Source organism: Streptomyces sp. NPDC050842 (assembly GCF_044456565.1).
Taxonomy (GTDB): Bacteria; Actinomycetota; Actinomycetes; order Streptomycetales; family Streptomycetaceae; genus Streptomyces.
Genome location: NZ_JBITGA010000005.1, coordinates 139,153 through 159,136 on the forward strand (window position 1 = coordinate 139,153; position 19,984 = coordinate 159,136).

The following is a 19,984-nucleotide window of genomic DNA, read 5'->3' on the forward strand; positions in this document are numbered from 1 at the left end:
TGTCCACGGTCGCAGGCCAAAGGGATCCAAGACTTTACGAAGCGTCAGAAGAGTTCGCCCTGGGCACTCTCGGGCTCCGCACCGGCCACAGCGGCCACCGGCACCGAGAAGGCACCCGCCTCCCCGACCCCCCGGAGGGCCCATCCCCCCATGAGCCGGGTGTCGAGGACGACGCAGCGCCCGCCGGGGTCGAGCAGGTGCAGATCGGGCCCGGCGGCGGCGAGCAGGCGCCCGGTGACGACACCGCCGTCGACGAGCTCGGTGACGGTCCCGCCGAGCGGCTGCAGCCCGTCCAGATGGAAGGCCTCGGCGTGGTCGCGAGCAACGAAGTCGAGCGGTTCCAGGGTCTCCGTCCACCCGCCGACCTCCCGCGCGCGCCGGTGCAGCTCCTGGACCTCCCGGGCACGTTCCTCGACGGGCGGCAGGACGTGCCGTACGGCCCGCTTCCGCTCGTACGCGATCCGGTCGGGGACGCCGAGCGCCTGCCGCAGCACTTCCTCGGTCCGGCGCGCGGCCATGAGAGGCCCCCGTCCGAGCCAGCTGAAGGCGACCGCGCCCTGCTCCAGGAGCCGGGCCTCGCCACGGGCCTCGGCGGTGATCCCGACCTTGGTCATGCCGGGCCCGAACCAGGCGAGATAGACGCGGTACGGCCGAGGATCGTCGAGCAGGGTGTCCGCCGCGACCGAGTGCGCCCGGTCGAGCCGTGCACACTCGGCGCACCGGCCACCGGTGGCCCGCCCGGACACGACGGCCTCCAGGGGACAGGGATTGCCCCGAGCGCCAGGACACCGCCGCACGCCGACGGCCTGAAAGGCAAGCCCCTGCCCGTACGCGAGGGCGCTGACCCTCCCACCCCGCCACCGCAACCCGGGCACCCCACCACTCCACCCGAGCCCCCGACACCACCACTCCACCGGCCCACGCCTCCCTACCAGCTGTGGAGTCCAGTCTCCGCCACGCCAGTCCCCGTCCCCGTCCCCGTCCCCGTCCCCGTCCCCGTCCCCGGCCCCGGCCCCGGCCCCGGCCCCGGCCCCGGCCCCGGCCCCGGCCCCGGCTCAGGCTCAGGGCAGCACATAGATCCGGGCACCGTCGGGGTCCGGATCACCCACCTCACGCATGCAGCCGCGCTCCAGAAGGATCCGGACGCAGTCGCGGACGCGCTCGCCGGACAGACCGGTCCGGAGGGTGACGTCCTGGGGCCGGTAGCGGACACCGCCCCGCACGAGCCCGGGCGCGAGACAGCAGGCGACGGTCCGGGTGTCGCCGGTGATGGCCCAGGACTCGACGAGCTGGTGCGGGGTGAGCGCGACGACGGCGGCGCCGGTGCGCTGCCGGGGCACGGAGAGACGCGCAAGGGAGTCGGCGACCCTTGCGAGGTTCTCGCGTGTCTCGCGGAGCAGCTCCGCGCGGTCGGTGTACTCCTCGTACGCGGCGTGCAGGGCGGCCTGCTCGTCGAACTCGCCCTCCAGCCGCACGAGCGCGTCGACGAGCTCCGGCGGCAGGAGGAACCCGGACCGGACAGGCGAGGGTTCGAGCCCGTATCCGCCGTCCCGCTGGACCGCCGTCACGACCTCCGCGACCCACGCCCGGAACGGCCCGGCCTCCGGCCTCCGGCACGCCCCCACCAGCTGGACGAGCCCCGGAACGTTCACCATCCGCGCCGAGGCCCTGACGCCGCTGAGGGCGAGTATCGCGGCGCTCCCGGCGAGCTCCCCCGCCCCCGCCAGGCACCTCTCGGGCAGCACCACCGTCCGCAGCGCCTCCCGCGTCCCCGCGTACCCCAGCCGCCTCGCCACGTCCACGACCGGGAACCAGTGCGTCCCGTCCGGCGCGGTCAGCCTCCGCAGACGCGCCCCGGTGGCGACGTACACCATGTCATCGATGTCGATCGCATCCATCGATCATCACCTCCGCCTCGCAAGCTAGGCCGAGGGCATATTCAACTGACATGCAAATCAGACAGGTTCACCCAAAAGGGGAAGACCCCCGGGATCCCCGGGGGCCTTCCTCCCTGCTTGACCGCTACTTCGCGACGAACTGCGTCAGGATCGCCTGCACCTCGTAGATGTCGACGCCCTTGGTGAAGGTCTTCTGGACGGGCACGGCGTTGCCCGAGATCCAGATCTTCAGCTCGGCGTCGAGGTCGAAGGTGCCGGCGGTCTCGACGGCGAAGTGCGTGATGCTCCGGTACGGGATCGAGTGGTACTCGACCTTCTTGCCGGTGATGCCCTGCTTGTCGACGAGCACCAGGCGCCGGTCGGTGAAGAAGATCGTGTCGCGGATCAGCAGGTACGCGGCGTGCACCTGCTCCCCCTGCCCGAGCAGCCGCGCGAAGTCCTGCTGCGCCTGCGCCGGATCGATCGCGTGCGCGTTCCCGAAGAGCGCCATGTTCCAACCCCCACTGATGAAGAGAAAGAACGATCATCAGACCCCGACCGACCCCAACGCAAGAGGCCCCGGACTCTTGTCCGGGGCCTCTCGCTCATGTGCACTCGGCAGGATTCGAACCTGCAACCTTCTGATCCGTAGTCAGATGCTCTATCCGTTAAGCTACGAGTGCTTGTTTTGTTTTCTGTCTTCGCTCCCCGGCCTTTCGGCCCGCTCGCGGCGACAGGAAGAACATTACATGACTGCCGCCGTCATGTGAAATCCATTCACTCCACCCCTTGTGACCTGCGAAAACGCTGCTCGGGGGAGGTTCGGGGAGTCGGTGGCCAGAGGTCGCCGGCGGGGGTGCTCGGGGCGGAAACGCGCCGAAAGAGACCGGGGTCACATGCCTTGGGAACGGCCAAGGCCCCGACCCCGGGAACGGCCTGAGCGTCGGCCCCTGGAACGGCCGAAGCCCCGGCCGTGGGGCCGGGGCTTCGGTAGGGGCGGAGGCGGAGGGATTTGAACCCTCGATGGGCTTTAAGACCCAAACCGCATTAGCAGTGCGGCGCCATAGACCGGACTAGGCGACGCCTCCATGCACCTCGCGCATACGCGAGTGGTGCGTGCAGATGATGACACAGGCGAACCGGCTGTCACCAATCGATTCTCACCGTACTAGGCCTCCGGGGTCCAGGGCAAAGCCCCGCGAGCCCCGCGAGCCCCGCCGCGCCCCGTGCCGCCCACCCGGCGCACCCCGCTTGCGCAACGCCCCCACGCCCGGAGCGTTAGTGAGAAGGGGCGGGACGCCGAGGACCGCCCCCGTACCCGCATCCCTGTACGTGTCCGTCGTCCGTCGCCGTATCCCGCAGCTCCTGGAGATTCGTATGTTGCGCCGCCTCCTCTTCGCGACCCTCGCCACCACCGCCGCCGGGACCGCCGGACTCGGCCCCCTGCCGCCGCTGCCCCTGCTCTCCCCGCCCGACACGCTGACCGTGACGGTCGCCGAGAGCGGCCGTCACGGCGCCGACGGCACGTTCGAGCTGACCTGCGACGACCAGGCCGGCGGGACGCACCCGGACGCCGAGGACGCCTGCGCGCGACTGGAGGAGCACGCGAAGGCGGGCACGAACCCGTTCAAGGCCGTTCCGCAGGACGCGTTCTGCACCCAGGTGCACGGCGGGGACGCCGTCGCGCACGTCACCGGCACCTGGCAGGGCCGCGAGATCGACGCCCGTTTCTCCCGCGTCAACGGCTGCGAGATCGACCGCTGGACCGACCTCCAGCCGGTCCTTCCCGCCCTCGGACAATGAACGGCGGGCGGCGGCTCCCTTAGACTCCCTCCGTGACAGGCTGCGGCCCGAGGGGCAAGATGGGGCCCGCCTGCCGACAGGCAAGCACGTGCAGTGGGTCAGGGAGGAACCGTCGTCGTGAGCAGCAGGCCATCCCGAGGCGCTGCTCGCCTCGCAGCCATACTCGACGCCCTTCCTGACGGCCTCGTGCTCGTCAACTGCAATGGCACGGTCGTCAACGCCAACACGATCGCCCTCGGCATGTTCGAGACGCCCGGCACCGCGCTCGTGGGCCGTGGCCTGCTCGATCTGCTGCCCGGCTTCGACTCGCGCCTCATCCCCGGCTCCATGCGCCGCCCCGAAGGCACCGACGAGCGCGGCCGCACCAAGCCGACCCGGATGATCGCCCGCCGCACGGACGGCGGCGAGTTCCCCGTCGAGGTGACCAGCGCCAGCCTGGAGGACGGCCGCGAGGCCTACGACTCGTACAGCGGCTACACCGGCGACGAGCTGCTCATGCTCGTCGTCCGGGACCTCACCGGCACCCTCGACACCGAGGCCGAACTCGCCCGCTCGCAGCGCCAGACCGAGATGATCCTGCGCGCCGCGTCCGAGGGCGTCGTCGGTACGGACACCGACGGCCGGGTCGTCCTCGTCAACCCCGCCGCCGCGCAGATCCTCGGCTACCGCGCCGGTGAGCTCGGCGGCCAGGAGCTGCACCCGCTGATCCTCGCCACCCGCGCCGACGGCGAGCCCTTCCCGTACGAGGAGTCGCCGCTCGCCGACACCCTCAAGTCCGGGCGCAAGCACCGGGTGCGCGGTCAGGTGCTGTGGGCGAAGAAGGGCGACCGGGTGCCGGTCGACCTGACGACCGCCCCGGTACGGGACGGGGACCAGCTCGTCGGCGCGGTGATGACCTTCACCGACCGCAGGCCGTACGAGCAGCTCGAGGAGCAGCACACCGCCGAACTCGCCGACCGCGCCGAACGGCACGCGGTGGAGCGGGAGACGCAGCAGGAGCGGTACGCCTCGCTGGCCGCCCGGCACGAGCAGCTGACCGCCGTCCTCGCCGAGTCGCTGCGCGGTCCCCTGGAGGAGCTGCGCAGCCGGCTGGGCGCGCTCGCCGCCGACGACGCCGGGCAGCTGTGGCCCGAGGCCAACCAGGTGCTGCACCACCTGACCGCCGGCTACGCCCGGATGACCGCGCTCGTGGACAACGTCCTGAGCTACCAGCGCCTGGACGCGGGCGCGGAGAAGCTCGACCGGCGGGTCGCGCTCCTCGACGGGGTCGTGACGGCCGGCATCGACGGGGCCGTCGAGCTGATCGGGCCCGGCCGCGCGCAGTTCGCCGTGCACGCGCCGCCGATCGAGGCCGAGGTGGACCCGGACCGGCTCGCGACCGCGCTCGCGCACCTCGTCGCGGACGTCGCCGGCGTCGACGCGACCGGCAAGAACCGGGCTGCCGCGCAGGGCGCCGGTCCGGTCGACTCCACGATCGTCGTCGCGGCCGCCCAGCGCGGAGACGTCGTACGCATCGAGGTCCGCGGCCCGTACGCGGGCGGCGACCCGGTCCACGGGCCGGTCGTGCGCGGGATCGTGGCGGCGCACGGCGGTGTCGTGCAGACCCACGAGGTGCCCGGGACGAGCGGCGGCGCGTACGTCCTCGAGGTCCCGCTCGGGACCGGGCGGGGCACTGTCCCCGCAGCTGCGGCCAGTCCTGTTCCCTCCGTCTCCGCTTCTCCCTCGCGGGACGTCCCGGCCCTTCCCGCGCAGGCCACGGGCGCCGAGGGCGAGACCTCCGGCGGCGGACGGCGCCGGGCCCGGCGCGCCTCCACGGACGCCTTCCTGGAGAGCCCGGTCGCCCCGGAGGCCGCCGAGTCGGGCGGTCGCCGTCGTGCCCGTACGGGAGAGTCGGCCGGCCCCGCCGAGCTGATCCCCGCCCAGCAGAACGCCGCCGCCGACAGCTCCGCCATGCCCGCGCTCCCGGCTTCCGTGCCCGCCTCCCTTCCGTCGGCCGGGCCCGCGGTCGAGCCCACCGGGCGCCGCCGTGGCCGTCCCGCCGAGGGGTCCGTGGTGACCGCTGCCGAGGGCGCGCAGGGGCGTGCCGCGCTGGGCGCCGCCGTGCCTCCGCAGGGTGTCGCCGCCGCCGAGCACGTGAACGCGCACGCGGTCGCGGCCGCACACGGTCCTGCCCTGGCCCTGCCCGCCGTCGCCTCCGGCGGCGACGTACCGGCCGCCCAGCCGAGCGGGCGCCGCCGGCGGGCGCTGGCCGCCGCGCAGGAGCGGGCCGCGGCGGCAGAGGCCGGCCCCCGGACGCCGTTCGCGCTCCCGCCGGCCGACGTGGACCGCCCCGAGACCACATCCGCCTCCGTACCCGCTCCCGCGCCGGTTCCGGTTCCGGGCTCCGCCGCGCTGCCCGTCTCCGACGAGGGGCGGCACGAGGCCGTACGCGGTGTCCCGGGGTCCGACCACACGCCCCCGCAGCACCATCCGCACCTCGCGCAGCAGCCGCAGCCGCTGCCCGAGCCGAGCGGTCGCCGCCGGGCCATGGCACCGCCGCCGCCCGCGCCGCAGAGCGGCACCGGCTCCGGAACGGGCACCGGCTCCGTACCGCTGCCGCCCGAGCTGCCCATGCCGATGACGGTGTCGAAGGACTCGACCCAGGGGCGCGCGTTCAGCGTGCGCACCCTCGGGCAGGGCGTTCCCTTCGTCCCGCCGGCGGCCGCCTCCGCCACTCCGGCGGCTCCCGCCGCTCCCGCCACTCCGGCGGCTCCCGCCACACCGGCCGTCGCGGCCCCTGCGGCTGCCCCTGTGACCCCAGTGGCCCCTTCGGCCCCCGTGGCGCCTGTGGCCCCTGCTGTCCCGGTGGCTCCGGCGGCCCCCGCGTCCTCCAACCCCTCCAACGGCTCCGGGCGGCGGCGCAAGCTCGCCACCCCGCCGGAGGTCGACCCGCCGGCGCCCGCGGCGCTCCCCGTACCGGCCGCCGAGAACGCGGCCAAGCCGCACCCGCAGTCCTCCCCCGAGGCCGCGCTCGGGCTCGCCCCGGCCGCTCCCGAGGGGCGCGCCTACGCCATAGGGGCGCCCGCGGAGGGCTCCGCCGAAGGTCCCGAGCCGCTCGACGGCCCCGGTGGCGCGGTCGAGGTCGCCAACCGCCCCGCGCCGCGGCCCGTCGACGACGAGCTGCCCCCCGAGCCGCTCGACAACCCGCGCCGGCTGCTCGTCTGGCCCGCGCCCGACGTCTCCACCCAGCAGGCGCTCAGCGACCGCGGCTACCGCCCGGTGATCGTGCACTCCCGCGAGGAGGTCGACGCCCAGATCGCCGCCTTCCCGGCCGCGCTCTTCGTCGACCCGCTGACCGGGCCCATCACCCGTACCGCGCTCCAGTCGCTGCGCCAGGCCGCCGTCGCCGCCGAGGTGCCGGTGCTGCTCGCGGCAGGCCTCGGGCAGGCGACCCGGGAGGCCGCGTACGGCGCCGATCCGGCCGTACTCCTCAAGGCGCTCGCGCCCCGCGACAGCGAGCAGCACCCGTCCCGGGTCCTGCTGATCGAGGAGCACGACGACATCGCGGAGGCGCTCGCCGCCACCCTGGAGCGGCGCGGGATGCAGGTCGCCCGGGCGGCGACGGACACCGAAGCGGTCACGCTGGCCACCCAGACCCGGCCGAACCTCGTCGTGATGGACCTGATGCAGGTGCGCCGCCGACGGGCCGGGATCATCGACTGGCTGCGTGCGAACGGGCAGTTGAACCGCACGCCGCTCGTCGTCTATACCTCGGCCGACCTCGACGAGGAGGAGCTGCCGAAGCTGTCCTCCGGTGAGACGGTCCTCTTCCTCGCCGAGCGGTCGAACAGCACCGAGGTCCAGGCCCGGATCGTCGACCTGCTCGCGAAGATCGGCACCAACTAGGGCAGAGGACAGGGCATGAGGAAGGGGGCGGGAAGGGCTTCAGCCCGTCCCGCCCCCTTCCCTTTCGCTGTCGCTGTCGCTGTCGCTGTCGTTAGAGCTGGGTCACGTCCAGCTCGCCCTCCGCGTACTGCTTGCGGATGACCTTCTTGTCGAACTTGCCGACGCTCGTCTTCGGCACCGTCGGCACGATCGCCCAGCGCTCCGGCAGCTGCCACTTGGCGATGCCGCCCTCGGAGGCGAGGAAGGACCGCAGCGTCTCGTAGTCCGCCGTGGCGCCCTCCTTGAGGACGACCGTCGCGAGCGGCCGCTCGCCCCACTTCTCGTCCGGCACGGCGACGACCGCGGCCTCGGCGACCTCCGGGTGCGCCATGAGGGCGTTCTCCAGATCGACGCTCGAAATCCACTCGCCGCCGGACTTGATGACGTCCTTCGCCCGGTCGGTGAGGGTGAGGTAGCCGTCGGGGCTGATCACGCCGACGTCGCCCGTCTTGAGCCAGCCGTCCTCGCTGAACTTGTCGGCCGGGCGGATCTCCTCGCCGTCGGCACCGCCGAAGTACGAGCCCGCGATCCAGGTGCCGCGGACCTCCAGCTCGCCCGCCGACTCGCCGTCCCAGGGCAGGTGGTCGCCGCCGGGGCCGACGAGCCGCGCCTCGACACCGGCGGGGAAACGTCCCTGCGTGACCCGGTACGGCCACTCCTCCTCGGCGCTCAGACCGGCCGGCGGGTGCGCCATCGTGCCCAGCGGGGAGGTCTCGGTCATGCCCCAGGCGTGGCAGAGACGGACGCCGAGCCGGTCGTACGCCTCCATGAGGGACGGCGGGCAGGCCGCGCCGCCGATGGTGACCTGGGACATCGAGGAGAGGTCGCGGGGATTCGCGGTGACCTCGGCGAGCAGGCCCTGCCAGATGGTGGGGACGGCCGCCGCGTGGCTCGGCCGCTCGCGCTCGATCATCTCGGCGAGCGGGGCCGGCTGGAGGAAACGGTCCGGCATCAGCATGTTGATGCCGGTCATGAAGGTGGCGTGCGGGAGGCCCCAGGCGTTGACGTGGAACTGCGGCACGACGACGAGGGTCGTGTCCTTGTCGGTCAGGGCCATCGACTCGGCCATGTTCACCTGCATGGAGTGCAGGTAGATCGAACGGTGGGAGTAGACGACGCCCTTGGGGTCGCCGGTGGTGCCGGAGGTGTAACACATCGCGGCGGCGGAGCGCTCGTCGAGCTCGGGCCAGTCGTACGTGGTCGGGCGGCCGGCGATCAGCTCCTCGTAGTCGTGCACGCGCGGCGCGACGCCTTCGAGGCCGGAGCGGTCCCCGGGGCCCGCGACGACCACGTGCTCGACCGTCGGAAGGTGCGGGAGCAGCGGGACGAGGAGCGGCAGCAGGGAGCCGTTGACGAGCACGACCCGGTCGGCGGCGTGGTTGACGATCCACACCAGCTGCTCGGGGGGAAGGCGGAGGTTGAGGGTGTGGAGGACCGCGCCCATGGAGGGGATCGCGAAGTACGCCTCGACATGCTCGGAGTTGTTCCACATCAGGGTCGCGACGCGCTGGTCGCCGGTCACCCCGAGTTCGTCGCGCAGGGCGTTGGCCAGCTGGTGCGCGCGGGCTCCGGCCTCCGCGAACGTGCGGCGCTGCGGCTCGGGCTCGCCCGTCCAGGTGGTGATGGTGGACTTCCCGTGAATCGTCATCCCGTGCTTGAGGATGCGGCTCACGGTCAGCTGTACGTCCTGCATGGTGCTGTACACGGGGCGTCCTCCCGGTGGGCGCTACGTGGCAGAAAGGGTGTGGAGATTCTGCGCACGTACCGCGCGGTATGTCACTACCCGGGAGTACGTAAATTGCCAGTGATCACTGGCGGAAGTTGCTCTTCCTGCTGATTTCCACCCCTGTCTCCTACCGTACGGGGGTCAGCTCCGGGTCCTCGCGGAGCTTGCCGAGCGCCCGGGACACCGCGCTCTTGACCGTGCCGACCGAGACCCCGAGGACCTCGGCGGTCTGGGCCTCGCTGAGGTCCTCGTAGTACCGCAGGACCACCATCTGGCGCTGGCGCTCCGGCAGCTTCATCACCGCGCGCCACATCGCGTCGTGCAGCACCTGGCGGTCGGCCGGGTCGGGCTCCGGCAGGCCGGTCGGCTCCGGCAGCTCCTCGCAGGCGAACTCGTCGACCTTGCGCTTGCGCCACTGCGACGTACGGGTGTTCAGCAGCGCGCGGCGGACGTAGCCGTCCAGGGCGCGGTGGTCCTCGATGCGCTCCCAGGCGACGAAGGTCTTGGTGAGCGCGGTCTGGAGGAGGTCCTCCGCGTCGCAGGGGTTGGCGGTCAGGGAGCGCGCCGTACGCAGCAACACGGGACCACGCGCCCGTACGTACGAGGAGAACGACGGGTACGGCACGTGGCCGAGGGCGGCCTTCGAGGCGCCGGTGCAGACGGGGCCAGAGGGTGGCGGAGTCATGACTCCACGCTAGAAGCGGACCGTGCCCGGCGGATCGGCCCCAGGTCCCGAACCGGGGTCCGCCTCAGGTTGGAGGAACGGCGACGCCCGGACCTCCTCTGGGTGGAGTCGCCCCTCCACCGGAGTCAGGGTCGATACCGGGTCGAACCAGGGTCGCGGGGAGGTTGGGGCGCTCCCGTACCGGCGGTCAGGTGCCGGTCGGCGTGACACGGGCGACGGGCGCGTCCACCGCGTTGCGGTCGATCAGCATCCGGCGTCCTCCGTACGACTCGGCGACGTTGCCCGCGTACTGGTGGATCCGGGCGTGCGGCATCCAGGCCTCCGGGTGCAGCGACGCCTCCGCGTACAGCGTGGGCACGCCCCGCCAGCGCGCGAACCACAGCACGGACGGCAGGTCCTCCGTTCCCGCCTTCCGCTCCCCCTCGATGTGCCGGATACCGGTCTCGGCGCTGCTGTAGTAGCCGGGCACATAGCCGAGGCGCCGCACCTCCCGGTTCCAGGCGCGGACGAAGGAGAGCGTGGTGGCCGCACAGGGCGTGTCCTCCACCTGGAAGGACTCGATGTCCAGGTACAGCGGGCTGCTCGTGTCGATCCCCAGGGCCCGCGCCGCCCGCACCGCCTCGCCCCCTTCCCGGACGCCCTGGTCCCAGGGGCTTGGGCCGATGGCGTACGGCCGCTTCGCGGCGGCGTAGACGCACGGCGCCTGGGAGCCGACGAAGAGCGGCAGCAGCCGCCAGCCCATGGCGTGGGCGGAGGCGACCCAGGCGGGGTTCAGCTCCTTCTGGGTGGGACAGCCCCGGCCCCGGCCCCCGAAGTAGACCCCGACGGCCCGGTACGGGGACGCCAGCCAGGCCTTCATCACCGCGAGGGACGGCGCCTCACAGGTGTCGAAGGCCTTGCCCGCGAACCGCGGCGCGGAGACGGGCGCGGAGGCCCCGACGGCGGGCGCGGCAGGGGCGGGCGCCCCGACGGCGGGTGCGGCAGGGGCGGGAGCGGCAGGGACTGGAGTAGCGGAGACGGGAGCCGAGGCCCGGGCGGTGACCGAGGTCGGGCCCGTGACGAGTGCGGCGCCGGCCATCGCCGCCACCACGAGGGCGGTGACCACGGCCCGCGCCCCGGGAGGCGGCGCGGATCGTGCGTGCGGCGGACGGACGGGCGGGAGCGAAGCCGGAACCGGGGCCGGAAGCGGGGCGGCGGACGGGGGCGGTGCGTTTGTGTTCATGCCGCGAGTGAAGGGCCGCCCGCCCCGCCCGGCCACCGCTGCGGCCGTCGTGTCAGCCGTCCGCGCCCAGGATCAACCCGGACGTGGGAACCCCCGTGCCCGCCGTGACCAGAGTCCGGGCCGCGCCGGGTATCTGGTTCACGGACGTGCCGCGCAGTTGCCGCACCGCCTCCGCGATGCCGTTCATGCCGTGCAGATAGGCCTCGCCGAGCTGACCTCCGTGGGTGTTCAGCGGGATGGCGTCGGCCGCGACGAAGTCCGCCGCCTCTCCCGGACCGCAGAAGCCGAACTCCTCCAACTGCATCAGCACGAACGGTGTGAAGTGGTCGTAGAGGATGGCCACGTCGATGTCGTCCGGGGTGAGGCCGGCGGTCCGCCAGAGCTGCCGGGCGACCACCCCCATCTCCGGCAGCCCGGTCAACTCGTCCCGGTAGAAGCTGGTCATGGCCTCCTGCTTCCGTCCGGCGCCCTGCGCCGCCGCCAGGATCACGGCGGGGGGCCTGGGCAGGTCGCGGGCGCGCTCGACGGAGGTGACGACGATCGCCTGGCCGCCGTCCGTCTCCTGGCAGCAGTCGAGGAGCCGCAGCGGCTCGACGATCCAGCGCGAGGCGGCGTGGTCGGCGAGGGTGATCGGCTTCCCGTGGAAGTACGCGGCGGGGTTGCTGGCCGCGTGCCGCCGGTCCGTGACGGCGACGTGCCCGAAGGCGTCCGGGGTCAGCCCGTAGGTGTGGAGGTACCGCTGGGCGGCCATCGCGACCCAGGAGGCCGGGGTGAGGAGCCCGAAGGGCAGCTGCCAGCCGAGTGCGGCGCCCTCGGCGGAGGGCTCGCGCTGCTGGACGCCGGAGCCGAAGCGGCGCCCTGAGCGTTCGTTGAACGCCCGGTAGCAGACGACGACTTCGGCGACGCCGCTCGCTACGGCGAGCGCGGCCTGCTGGACGGTGGCGCAGGCGGCCCCGCCGCCGTAGTGCACGCGGGAGAAGAAGGACAGCTCGCCGATGCCGGCGGCCTGGGCGACGGTGATCTCGGGGTTGGTGTCCATGGTGAAGGTGACCAGGCCGTCGACATCGCCGGGGGCCAGTCCGGCGTCGTCGAGGGCGGCCCGTACCGCCTCGGCGGCGAGGGAGAGTTCGCTGCGGCCCGAGTCCTTGGAGAACTCCGTCGCCCCGATGCCGACGACGGCCGCCCGGCCGCCGAGGGTGTCCCTGGTACGGACGCTCATCGCGCCACCTCCACGGTGACGGTGACCGTCCCGGTGACATGGTGTCCCAGGTCGTTGGCCCCGACGACCCGGACCGTGGCCGTGTCCCCGGCCACCTCCGTGACCGTCCCGGTCAGGGTCATCGTGTCCCCGGGGTAGTTGGGGGCGCCGAGCCGGATGGCGACCCTGCGGAGGACGGCTCGGGGGCCGAAGTGGTCGGTGATGTAGCGGCCCACGAGTCCGTTGGTCGTGAGGATGTTCATGAAGATGTCCGGGGAGCCCTTCTCCCGGGCCAGTTCGGCGTCGTGGTGGACGTCCTGGTAGTCGCGGGAGGCCACGGCCCCGGCGACGATCAGGGTGCGGGTGATCGGGATCGACAGCGGTGGCAGCTCGTCCCCGGGCTTCATGACAGGTCTCCCTTCGCGAGCAGGTCGCCGAGTTCGGCGAGGAGTTCGGTGCCGCAGCCCAGATAGGCGTCGAGCTGCCGGCCCCACAGGAAGTGCCGGTGGACGGGGTGGTCGAGGTCGGCGCCCATGCCGCCGTGGAGGTGCTGCCCGGTGTGCACGACCCGTTTGCCCGCCTCGGACGCCCACCAGGCGGCGGTCAGGGCGGCCTCGGTGGCGTCCAGGCCCTCGTCGTGGCGCCAGGCCGCCTCGTAGGCCGTGACCCGGATGGCCTCGGTGTCCATGTGGGCGTCCGCGGCGCGCAGCTGGACGGCTTGATGGGTGGAGAGCGGGCGGCCGAACTGCTCACGTACGGAGGTGTACTCCACGGCCCTGGCGAGAGACCCCGCGCACACCCCCGCCTGGAGCCCGGCGAAAGCGACCCGGGCGGCGGCCAGCACGTCCGCGCAGGCGCCGGGGCCGGCCCCCAGCCGCTCCCCCGCCGCCCCGTCGAGCACGAGCCGCCCCGCGGACCAGGGCGCGGTGAGCTCGACACTCTCGATCCCGGCCGCGTCCTCGGTGCGGACGAGCCACAGGGCGCGCTCCGCGTCCGGCACGAGGACGTGGGTCGCGTCCCTGAGCCACGGCACCCAGTCGACGGCCCCGCTGAGCCGCCCCTCGCGCGCCGCGACCCCGCCGGTCGCCGCGACCCCGCCGGTCGCCGCGACCCCGCCGGTCGCCGTGACCCCGCCGGTCGCGGGGAACGCGCCCGTCACCACCGTCGTACCGTCGCGGAGGCCCGGCAGGAGCCGGGCGCGCTGCTCCTCCGTGCCGTGCCGGGCGACGGCGAGGATCCCGTACACACAGCTCGCGGCGAGCGGTACCTGCGCGGTCCTGCGCCCCTGCTCCTCCAGGAGGAGGACGAGGCCCAGCAGCCCGGTCTCCTCGACGGCGCCGGGAAGGCCGGCCGCGCAGAGGGCCTTCCACAGCTCGGCGTCGCTGCCGGTGCCGGTGGCCGCGAGCCGCTCGTGGGTGGCGAGGTCGCCGAAGATCCGCGCGGCCAGGTCCCGGGCGGCCTCCTGCTCCTCGGTGGGGGTGAAGTCCATGTCAGCCCTCCCCTGCCGCGCGGAAGACGGGGAGCTCCAGCTCGTCGTCGACCCGCAGGAACTCCAGCCGCACCGGCATCCCGATCCGGACCTTGTCGTACGGCACGCCCACCACGTTGCTGATCATCCGTACGCCCTCGGCCAGCTCGATCAGCCCGACCGCGTAAGGAGGGTCGAAGGCCGGGAAGGGCGGGTGGTGCATCACCACGTACGAGTAGACGGTCCCGGCACCGCTCGCCTCGACCGTGTCCCACTCCGGCGAGCCGCACTCGGCGCACCCCGGCAGCCAGGGGAGACGGAGGCTCGCGCAGTCGCCGCAGCGCTGGATGAGCAGCCGGTGCGCGGCCACGCCCTCCCAGAATCCGGCGTTGTCCCGGTTGACGACCGGGCGCGGCCGCCGGGGCGCCGCGGCGGCCGGCTCCGGGGTCTTCCGGTCGGGCTTCGAGGGGCGCCCGGCGGGCGCGTACTTGAGGATCCGGAAGCGGTGGGTGCCGGCGAGTTCCCCGTCCGCCCGGACGTCCATCCGCGTCGTGACGAAGTGACCGGTCCCGAGCTTGGTCGTCTTGCGCGGCGACACGGACTCGATGACGGCGTCGAAGGTGATCGCGTCCCCCGGCCGCAGGGGCCGGAGGTACTCCTGCTCGCAGTCGGTGGCGACGACCGAGGTGTAGCCGGCGGCGTCGAGGAGCGCGGACAGCTCGTCGTACGCCCCGGAGCGCTCGCTGTGCCCGGAGAGGCCGCCCATGGTCCATGCCTGGAGCATGGTCGGTGGCGCGACCGCCCCGGGTCCTTCGTACGCCGGGTGGGCATCGCCCATGGCCTCGCACCAGTGCCGGATCATGGGCAGGTTGACGGGGTCCCTGCCGACTCCGGCGGTGGCGGCGGACCGCCCCTCGTAGGCGGCGAGCCGCTCGTACAGCGCGTCCGTCGCGCGCTCCCCGTCGCTCGTCGCCGCTGCCGCCCGCCCCGTACCGCTCATCGCCGCCCCCTCCCCTTCATGCCGAGCCGCATCCTCGCGACGATCTCGCGCTGCACCTCGCTCACCCCTCCCCCGAAGGTGTTGATCTGCGCGGCCCGGTTCATGCGCTCAAGCTCGCCGCCGTCGAACTCCCCCGGCGATCCCGCTCGCACCGTCCCCGCCCCGCCCGCGATCTCCTGACATATTCGATACACCTCGACCGCCGATTCGGTTCCCGCGAACTTCACGCCGCTCGCGTCCCCCGGGGCCAGTCGGCCGGCCCCCACGTCCCCCACCAAACGCCAGTTGAGCAGGCGCGTCGCCGCCAGTCGGGCATGCGCTTCGGCGGCCCGAATCCGTATCCACGGCTCGTCAATGCGGCGCCTGCCCGTCACCGGATCGGGCGTACGCGCCCGGTCCAGCGCCGCCGCGAAGAAGTCCTCGGCCTGCATGCCGATCGCGGCGAGCGCGACCCGTTCGTGGTTGAGCTGCTCGGTGATCAGCCCCCAGCCGCCGTGCTCCGGCCCGACGAGGTTCCCGGCGGGGACCCGTATCCCGTCGTAGTAGGTGGCGGTCGTCGTCAGACCACCGACGGTCGCGATCGGGGTCCAGGAGAAACCGGGCTCGTCGGTGGGGACGAGGACGATGGAGATGCCCCGGTGCGGCGACGCGTCGGGGTCGGTGCGGCAGGCGAGCCAGATCCAGTCGGCGTTCTGGGCGTTGGAGGTGAAGATCTTCTGCCCGTCGATCAGCCAGTCCGCGCCGTCGCCTTCCCCGTCCCGTACCGCCCGGGTCCGCAGGGAGGCGAGGTCCGTACCGGCCTCGGGCTCGCTGTAGCCGATGGCGAAGACGGTCTCGCCGCGCAGGATCCGGGGCAGGAAGTAGGCCTTCTGCTCGTCGGTCCCGTACTTCATGAGGGTGGGCCCGACGGTGTTGAGGGTGACCATGGAGACGGGGGCGCCCGCCCGGTAGGCCTCGTCGAAGAAGACGAACTGCTCGTCGGGGCCGCGCCCCTGCCCGCCGTACTCCTCGGGCCAGCCGAGGCCGAGCAGCCCGTCGGCGCCGATCCGGCGGAGCAGCCGGCGCTGGGCGGCGGCGTCGCCGGAGGGAGGCGGTCCTTCGGGCATCACCTCGCGGAAGTACGCGCGGAGTTCGGCGCGCAGCCGCAGCTGCCGCTCGGTCGGGGCGAGGTGCACGGCGACGGCCTCCCGTGGGACGACTGAGGTTTCTGACTGTCCGTCAGATTCAGGACCTCTGTCAAGGTCGGCGACCGTACGCGTGGCGGTCTCGTGCCCCGGGGCGCGCGACCGCGGAAACGCGGGACGGCCCGTACGCCGGTACCGAAGTACCGGCGCACAGGCCGTTGTTCACACCGCGGTCACGCCCCCCGTCGGGCCGGCTCCCGTGCTTCTGCCGACTACCACCACGGGTGGAAGTTCACCACCGCGTTCGACTGGTCGATGTGGGTGAACGCGGAGCCGTTCACGCTCGCCGTGTTGTTCTGGTTGGAGGCACCGGAGCCGGTCGCCACCTGCTGCGTGGTGGTCGAGTTTCCGTTGTTGTCCCCGCCCACACCACTGCCGATGATCGTGGCGACGCTCGTGTTCGATCCGTCGTCCGCGAATCCGCCGTTGTCGGCCTGGGCCACCCCGGTGAAGAGCGCGGCGGCGAGGGGCAGGGCGGCGGCAGCGGCGAGGACGCGGGCGGTACGGATGCTTGCCATGTGTGTTCCTCCGGGAACTGAAACTGATGCTTTGCACGGAACTGCTTCGAGAACTTCTCTGAACTACAGCCATTACCCAGGCAGTTGGCCGACCGCCTCGGTCGTTGTGCTCGACGTCGCGAATCCAGAGTTGCCCACCGAATCCCCGTCGAACCACCCCGGAGCGGCTTATTCCCCCGCAAGCGTGAGGACAGGCTGATAAACCCCGGCGAAGCGAGAACGGCGCAGCTCAGCCGGTCGGCGAGAGCTACGTGGCCGAAAGAATCCGGGCACGGCAAGGGAGGAAGCGTTCCGGCAGATTTTCCGCCAATCCTTCTCTCGGAAAGACGGCCCGGCGAGTCCCGGGCACAAGGAATGCGAACACATCGGCGATGCCCGGAGAAAGGTTCGACGCATTGCCTGACGCTGACGCTTTGCCCTGCCGAACTGCCCTGCCGAATTGCCCTACGGAAGGTCCTGGCTGCCGACCGCCGCCTCGAAGGCCGCGTACGCCCCCGCGTCGAACAGCACGAACCGCACTTCCTCCACCTCGGTACGGGCGGCCCGCACGGTCTCCACCGCGATCCTGGCCCCGTCCTCGATCGGCCAGCCGTAGATCCCGGTGGAGATGGCCGGGAACGCGACCGTGCGGTCCCCCAACTCGTCCGCGACCCGCAGGGATTCGCGATAGCAGGAGGCCAGCAGCGCCGACCGGTCCTCGTCCCGCGACCAGACCGGCCCCACGGTGTGGATCACATGCCGGGCCGGCAACCGCCCCGCGGTCGTCGCCACGGCCCGGCCGGTCGGCAGCCCCTTGCCGTAGTGGGAGCGCCGCAGATCCTGGCAGGCGGCGAGGATCTCCGGCCCGCCCTTCCGGTGGATGGCCCCGTCGACACCGCCACCGCCGAGCAGCGACGAGTTCGCGGCGTTGACCACCGCGTCCGCCGCCTCGGCCGTGATGTCCCCCTGAACGAGCACGATCCGCACCATGCCGAAAGCCTTCCCTCTCCGGAACCCACGAGGAACAACGGCGACCCGGGAGCCCCGGACGACAGAACGGCCCCTGACTGTCGTTCCTGGTCAGGGGCCGTTCCACTGGCGGTGGGTGTGGGATTTGAACCCACGGTGACATCGCTGCCACGACGGTTTTCAAGACCGTTCCCTTAGGCCGCTCGGGCAACCCACCCTCGCCCCGGCCCACCTGGGGTGGAGCGGGCTACAGCGTACCCGGCCGGGGAGCGGGGTGGGGCTGGGTCGGCCGGGGAGGGGGCCGGGTCAGAGTCCCTTGTTCACCACATCTGAGTTTCGCGGTGTCCGCCGCGTGATTCCCGAAGGGTTGCAGGGTGCACGGCACGATCGACGGCTTCAGCTACGGCATGGCGCTCGGCGCGGCCTCCATCGGGTGCGGCATCTGGACGATGCACTTCATCGCCATGCTCGGCTTCCAGCCGTCGTGATGTTCGACCCGCTGCTGATCATGGGCGACGACGAGCCGCGCCGACCGGCGCACCGGAAGGGCCGTCAGATGGGCGAGTTCGGCGAGTTCGGTGCCTCGCGGATCGACACGTGAGCGAGGGTTCGTGGGATGCGCGGGAGGCGAGCACCGAGACCCTCGCCTCTTCCCACGGGTGGCGCTCGTAGACGCGCGGCAACGCGCGTGAAGAGGGAGGGGTGCACCTGGTGACTGCCGGTGCTCCCCTCCCCCTTTCCCTGCGGCCGTTCCGTGCCGTCAGCTGTCGCCCGTGCGCTCGCCGAGGGTGACGGTGGCCGTGGACGTCTTGCCGTCGCGCTCGTAGGTGATCTTGACCGAGTCGCCCGGCTTGTGGGTCCAGATCTCGCTGATGAGCGCGGGGCCGCTGTCGATCGCGTGGCCCCCGAAGCCCGTGATCACGTCACCGGCCTTGAGGCCCGCCTTCGCCGCCGGGCCGTTCGGGGTGACCGACGCGGTGCCGCCGGTGCCCTGGGCCGCGATCGTCGCGCCCTCGCCCTGCTCGGTCATGTTCACGGTCGCGCCGATCACCGGGTAGACCGGCTTGCCCGTCTTAATCAGCTGCTGGGCCACGTTCTTCGCCTGGTTGACCGGGATCGCGAAGCCGAGGCCGATCGAGCCCGCCTGCGACTGGCCGAAGCCGTTTCCGGTGGACTGGATGGCCGAGTTGATGCCGATCACCGCGCCGCTCGCGTCGAGCAGCGGGCCGCCGGAGTTGCCCGGGTTGATCGAGGCGTCGGTCTGCAGGGCGCTCATGTACGAGTTGCCGCCGCCCGAGCCGTCACCCGAGGCGACCGGGCGGTTCTTGGCGCTGATGATGCCCGTCGTCACCGTGTTCGACAGGCCGAACGGCGCGCCGATCGCGATCGTCGAGTCGCCGACCGCCACCTGGTCGGAGTTGCCGAGCGGCAGCGGCTTCAGCCCCTTCGGGGCGTTCGTGAGCTTCAGGACGGCCACGTCGTAGCCCTGGGCCCGGCCGACGACCTCCGCGTCGTACGTCTTGCCGTCGGAGAAGGTCACGGAGAGCGTGCCGCCCTCCGCCGCCGACGCCACCACGTGGTTGTTGGTGACGATGTGGCCTTCCTGGTCGTACACGAAGCCGGTGCCCGTGCCGCCCTCGCTCTCGCCCTGCGCCGCGCCGGACTTCGCCTGGATCGTGACCACGCTCGGCAGCGCCTTCGCCGCGACCGCGGCGACCGTCCCCGGGTCGCGCTTGAACGAGGCCGGTGCCTCGCCCGAGGAGACCGTCGTCGAGCCGGTGCCCTCGTCGCCGCGCTGGGCCGCCCAGTAGCCGATGCCGCCGCCGACACCGCCCGCGACGAGCGCCGCGACCAGGACGGCCGCCACGATGCCGCCGGTCCGCTTGCGGGGCGCCTGGGGAGCGACGGGTACCGGCGGGACGGGCGCGCCCCAGGCCGGTACGGCCGGCGGAGGCGGGGGCCAGCCACCGGCCGCGCCTGCCGCCGCGGCGGCGGGCGCCGCGGGAGCCGCGACGGTCGCGGGCTCGGGGGCCGGTGCCGGTGCGGGGGCCGCTGCCGGTGCCTGGGAAGGGGGCGCCTGGGCAGGAGCCGGTGCCGCTGCATGTTCCGTCGGCACCGGCTCGGCCGTCGTCACCGGCTCGGCCGGCGCCGCCGGCGGTGCCGGAGGTACGGGAGGTGTCGGAGGGGCGGGCGGCGTCGGAGGTGCGGACGGGGCGGTCGGGTCCGCCGGAACCGCCGTGCCCTCGTTCTCGGTGCTCACAGCTCGCTCTCCTCGTTGGCTGCTCGATCACTGCGCGGAATGGTCGTGGGTGGTCGTGGGTGGTCGTGCCTGGCGCAGGGTGTCGTGACCAGCTTTTCCCACCGGGCGTCAGGCCGCCGTAAGGCGGAGCTGTGCATCCGCGCCCCATCCTTTATATACGGGCAGAACGGA

17 protein-coding genes and 3 tRNA genes are annotated in these 19,984 nt (G+C 72.9%); 3 read left to right on the plus strand and 17 right to left on the minus strand.

Annotation, left to right across the window (positions count from 1 at the left end; genetic code table 11):
• Positions 1-44 precede the first annotated feature (44 nt).
• The 5 genes from ACIBG6_RS17595 to ACIBG6_RS17615 all read right to left on the minus strand — a co-directional run bounded on the left by ACIBG6_RS17595 (position 45) and on the right by ACIBG6_RS17615 (position 2,965).
• Positions 45-914 (minus strand): DUF2797 domain-containing protein, encoded by an 870-nt coding sequence (locus tag ACIBG6_RS17595; RefSeq protein WP_399223492.1) that lies wholly within the window; start codon positions 912-914, stop codon positions 45-47.
• A 147-nt stretch (positions 915-1,061) separates the two neighbouring features.
• Complete coding sequence (locus tag ACIBG6_RS17600) at positions 1,062-1,898, minus strand: Bro-N domain-containing protein (protein ID WP_399223493.1); 837 nt, start codon at positions 1,896-1,898, stop codon at positions 1,062-1,064.
• Between the two features lie 124 nt (positions 1,899-2,022).
• Positions 2,023-2,388 (minus strand): PH domain-containing protein, encoded by a 366-nt coding sequence (locus tag ACIBG6_RS17605; protein ID WP_024756150.1) that lies wholly within the window; start codon positions 2,386-2,388, stop codon positions 2,023-2,025.
• Between the two features lie 99 nt (positions 2,389-2,487).
• Positions 2,488-2,560: transfer RNA gene (locus tag ACIBG6_RS17610), tRNA-Arg, on the minus strand.
• Positions 2,561-2,874: 314 nt separating this feature from the next.
• A tRNA-Ser gene (locus tag ACIBG6_RS17615) sits at positions 2,875-2,965 on the minus strand.
• Between the two features lie 289 nt (positions 2,966-3,254).
• Between ACIBG6_RS17615 and ACIBG6_RS17620 the strand changes: the two genes are divergently transcribed.
• Positions 3,255-3,680 carry an SSI family serine proteinase inhibitor gene (locus ACIBG6_RS17620; RefSeq protein ID WP_399223494.1) on the plus strand — a complete coding sequence of 142 codons (426 nt, stop codon included), beginning with the start codon at positions 3,255-3,257 and terminating at the stop codon, positions 3,678-3,680.
• Positions 3,681-3,797: 117 nt separating this feature from the next.
• Positions 3,798-7,565, plus strand: a complete 3,768-nt coding sequence (locus ACIBG6_RS17625) for a PAS domain-containing protein (protein ID WP_399223495.1) — start codon at positions 3,798-3,800, stop codon at positions 7,563-7,565.
• 91 nt (positions 7,566-7,656) lie between these two features.
• Here the strand turns inward: ACIBG6_RS17625 and ACIBG6_RS17630 are convergent, their stop codons facing one another.
• The 11 genes from ACIBG6_RS17630 to ACIBG6_RS17680 all read right to left on the minus strand — a co-directional run bounded on the left by ACIBG6_RS17630 (position 7,657) and on the right by ACIBG6_RS17680 (position 17,770).
• Positions 7,657-9,309 (minus strand): long-chain fatty acid--CoA ligase, encoded by a 1,653-nt coding sequence (locus tag ACIBG6_RS17630; RefSeq protein ID WP_399223497.1) that lies wholly within the window; start codon positions 9,307-9,309, stop codon positions 7,657-7,659.
• A 148-nt stretch (positions 9,310-9,457) separates the two neighbouring features.
• Entirely contained in the window at positions 9,458-10,015 is a 558-nt protein-coding gene (locus ACIBG6_RS17635) for a SigE family RNA polymerase sigma factor (protein ID WP_317597343.1), read from the minus strand.
• A 187-nt stretch (positions 10,016-10,202) separates the two neighbouring features.
• Positions 10,203-11,237, minus strand: coding sequence for a DUF1906 domain-containing protein (locus tag ACIBG6_RS17640; protein WP_399223498.1), 1,035 nt, complete (start codon positions 11,235-11,237; stop codon positions 10,203-10,205).
• A 52-nt stretch (positions 11,238-11,289) separates the two neighbouring features.
• Positions 11,290-12,456, minus strand: a complete 1,167-nt coding sequence (locus ACIBG6_RS17645) for a lipid-transfer protein (protein WP_399223499.1) — start codon at positions 12,454-12,456, stop codon at positions 11,290-11,292.
• Positions 12,453-12,842: a MaoC family dehydratase gene (locus ACIBG6_RS17650; protein ID WP_317597337.1), complete on the minus strand. Its 390-nt coding sequence runs from the start codon at positions 12,840-12,842 to the stop codon at positions 12,453-12,455. The genes ACIBG6_RS17645 and ACIBG6_RS17650 overlap by 4 nt, the downstream gene beginning before the upstream one ends.
• Positions 12,839-13,924, minus strand: a complete 1,086-nt coding sequence (locus ACIBG6_RS17655) for an acyl-CoA dehydrogenase family protein (protein WP_399223500.1) — start codon at positions 13,922-13,924, stop codon at positions 12,839-12,841. Before ACIBG6_RS17655 ends, ACIBG6_RS17650 begins: the two co-directional genes overlap by 4 nt.
• A 1-nt stretch (position 13,925) precedes the next feature.
• Entirely contained in the window at positions 13,926-14,903 is a 978-nt protein-coding gene (locus ACIBG6_RS17660; RefSeq protein WP_399223501.1) for a bifunctional MaoC family dehydratase N-terminal/OB-fold nucleic acid binding domain-containing protein, read from the minus strand.
• Complete coding sequence (locus ACIBG6_RS17665; RefSeq protein ID WP_399223502.1) at positions 14,900-16,078, minus strand: acyl-CoA dehydrogenase family protein; 1,179 nt, start codon at positions 16,076-16,078, stop codon at positions 14,900-14,902. Before ACIBG6_RS17665 ends, ACIBG6_RS17660 begins: the two co-directional genes overlap by 4 nt.
• Positions 16,079-16,299: 221 nt before the next feature.
• A complete protein-coding gene (locus ACIBG6_RS17670) occupies positions 16,300-16,605 on the minus strand; it encodes a hypothetical protein (RefSeq protein ID WP_399223503.1) in 306 nt (101 codons plus the stop codon).
• A 444-nt stretch (positions 16,606-17,049) separates the two neighbouring features.
• Positions 17,050-17,574, minus strand: a complete 525-nt coding sequence (locus ACIBG6_RS17675; RefSeq protein ID WP_399223504.1) for an O-acetyl-ADP-ribose deacetylase — start codon at positions 17,572-17,574, stop codon at positions 17,050-17,052.
• A gap of 106 nt (positions 17,575-17,680) precedes the next feature.
• Positions 17,681-17,770 (minus strand) — tRNA-Ser (locus ACIBG6_RS17680).
• Positions 17,771-17,927: 157 nt separating this feature from the next.
• On the opposite strand from ACIBG6_RS17680, the gene ACIBG6_RS17685 reads away from it, so the two are divergent.
• On the plus strand, positions 17,928-18,041 hold the full coding sequence (locus ACIBG6_RS17685) for an MHYT domain-containing protein (RefSeq protein ID WP_399223505.1): 114 nt from the start codon (positions 17,928-17,930) through the stop codon (positions 18,039-18,041).
• A 272-nt stretch (positions 18,042-18,313) separates the two neighbouring features.
• Here ACIBG6_RS17685 and ACIBG6_RS17690 read toward each other — a convergent pair whose 3' ends face one another.
• Complete coding sequence (locus ACIBG6_RS17690; RefSeq protein WP_399223506.1) at positions 18,314-19,813, minus strand: S1C family serine protease; 1,500 nt, start codon at positions 19,811-19,813, stop codon at positions 18,314-18,316.
• Positions 19,814-19,984 lie beyond the last annotated feature (171 nt).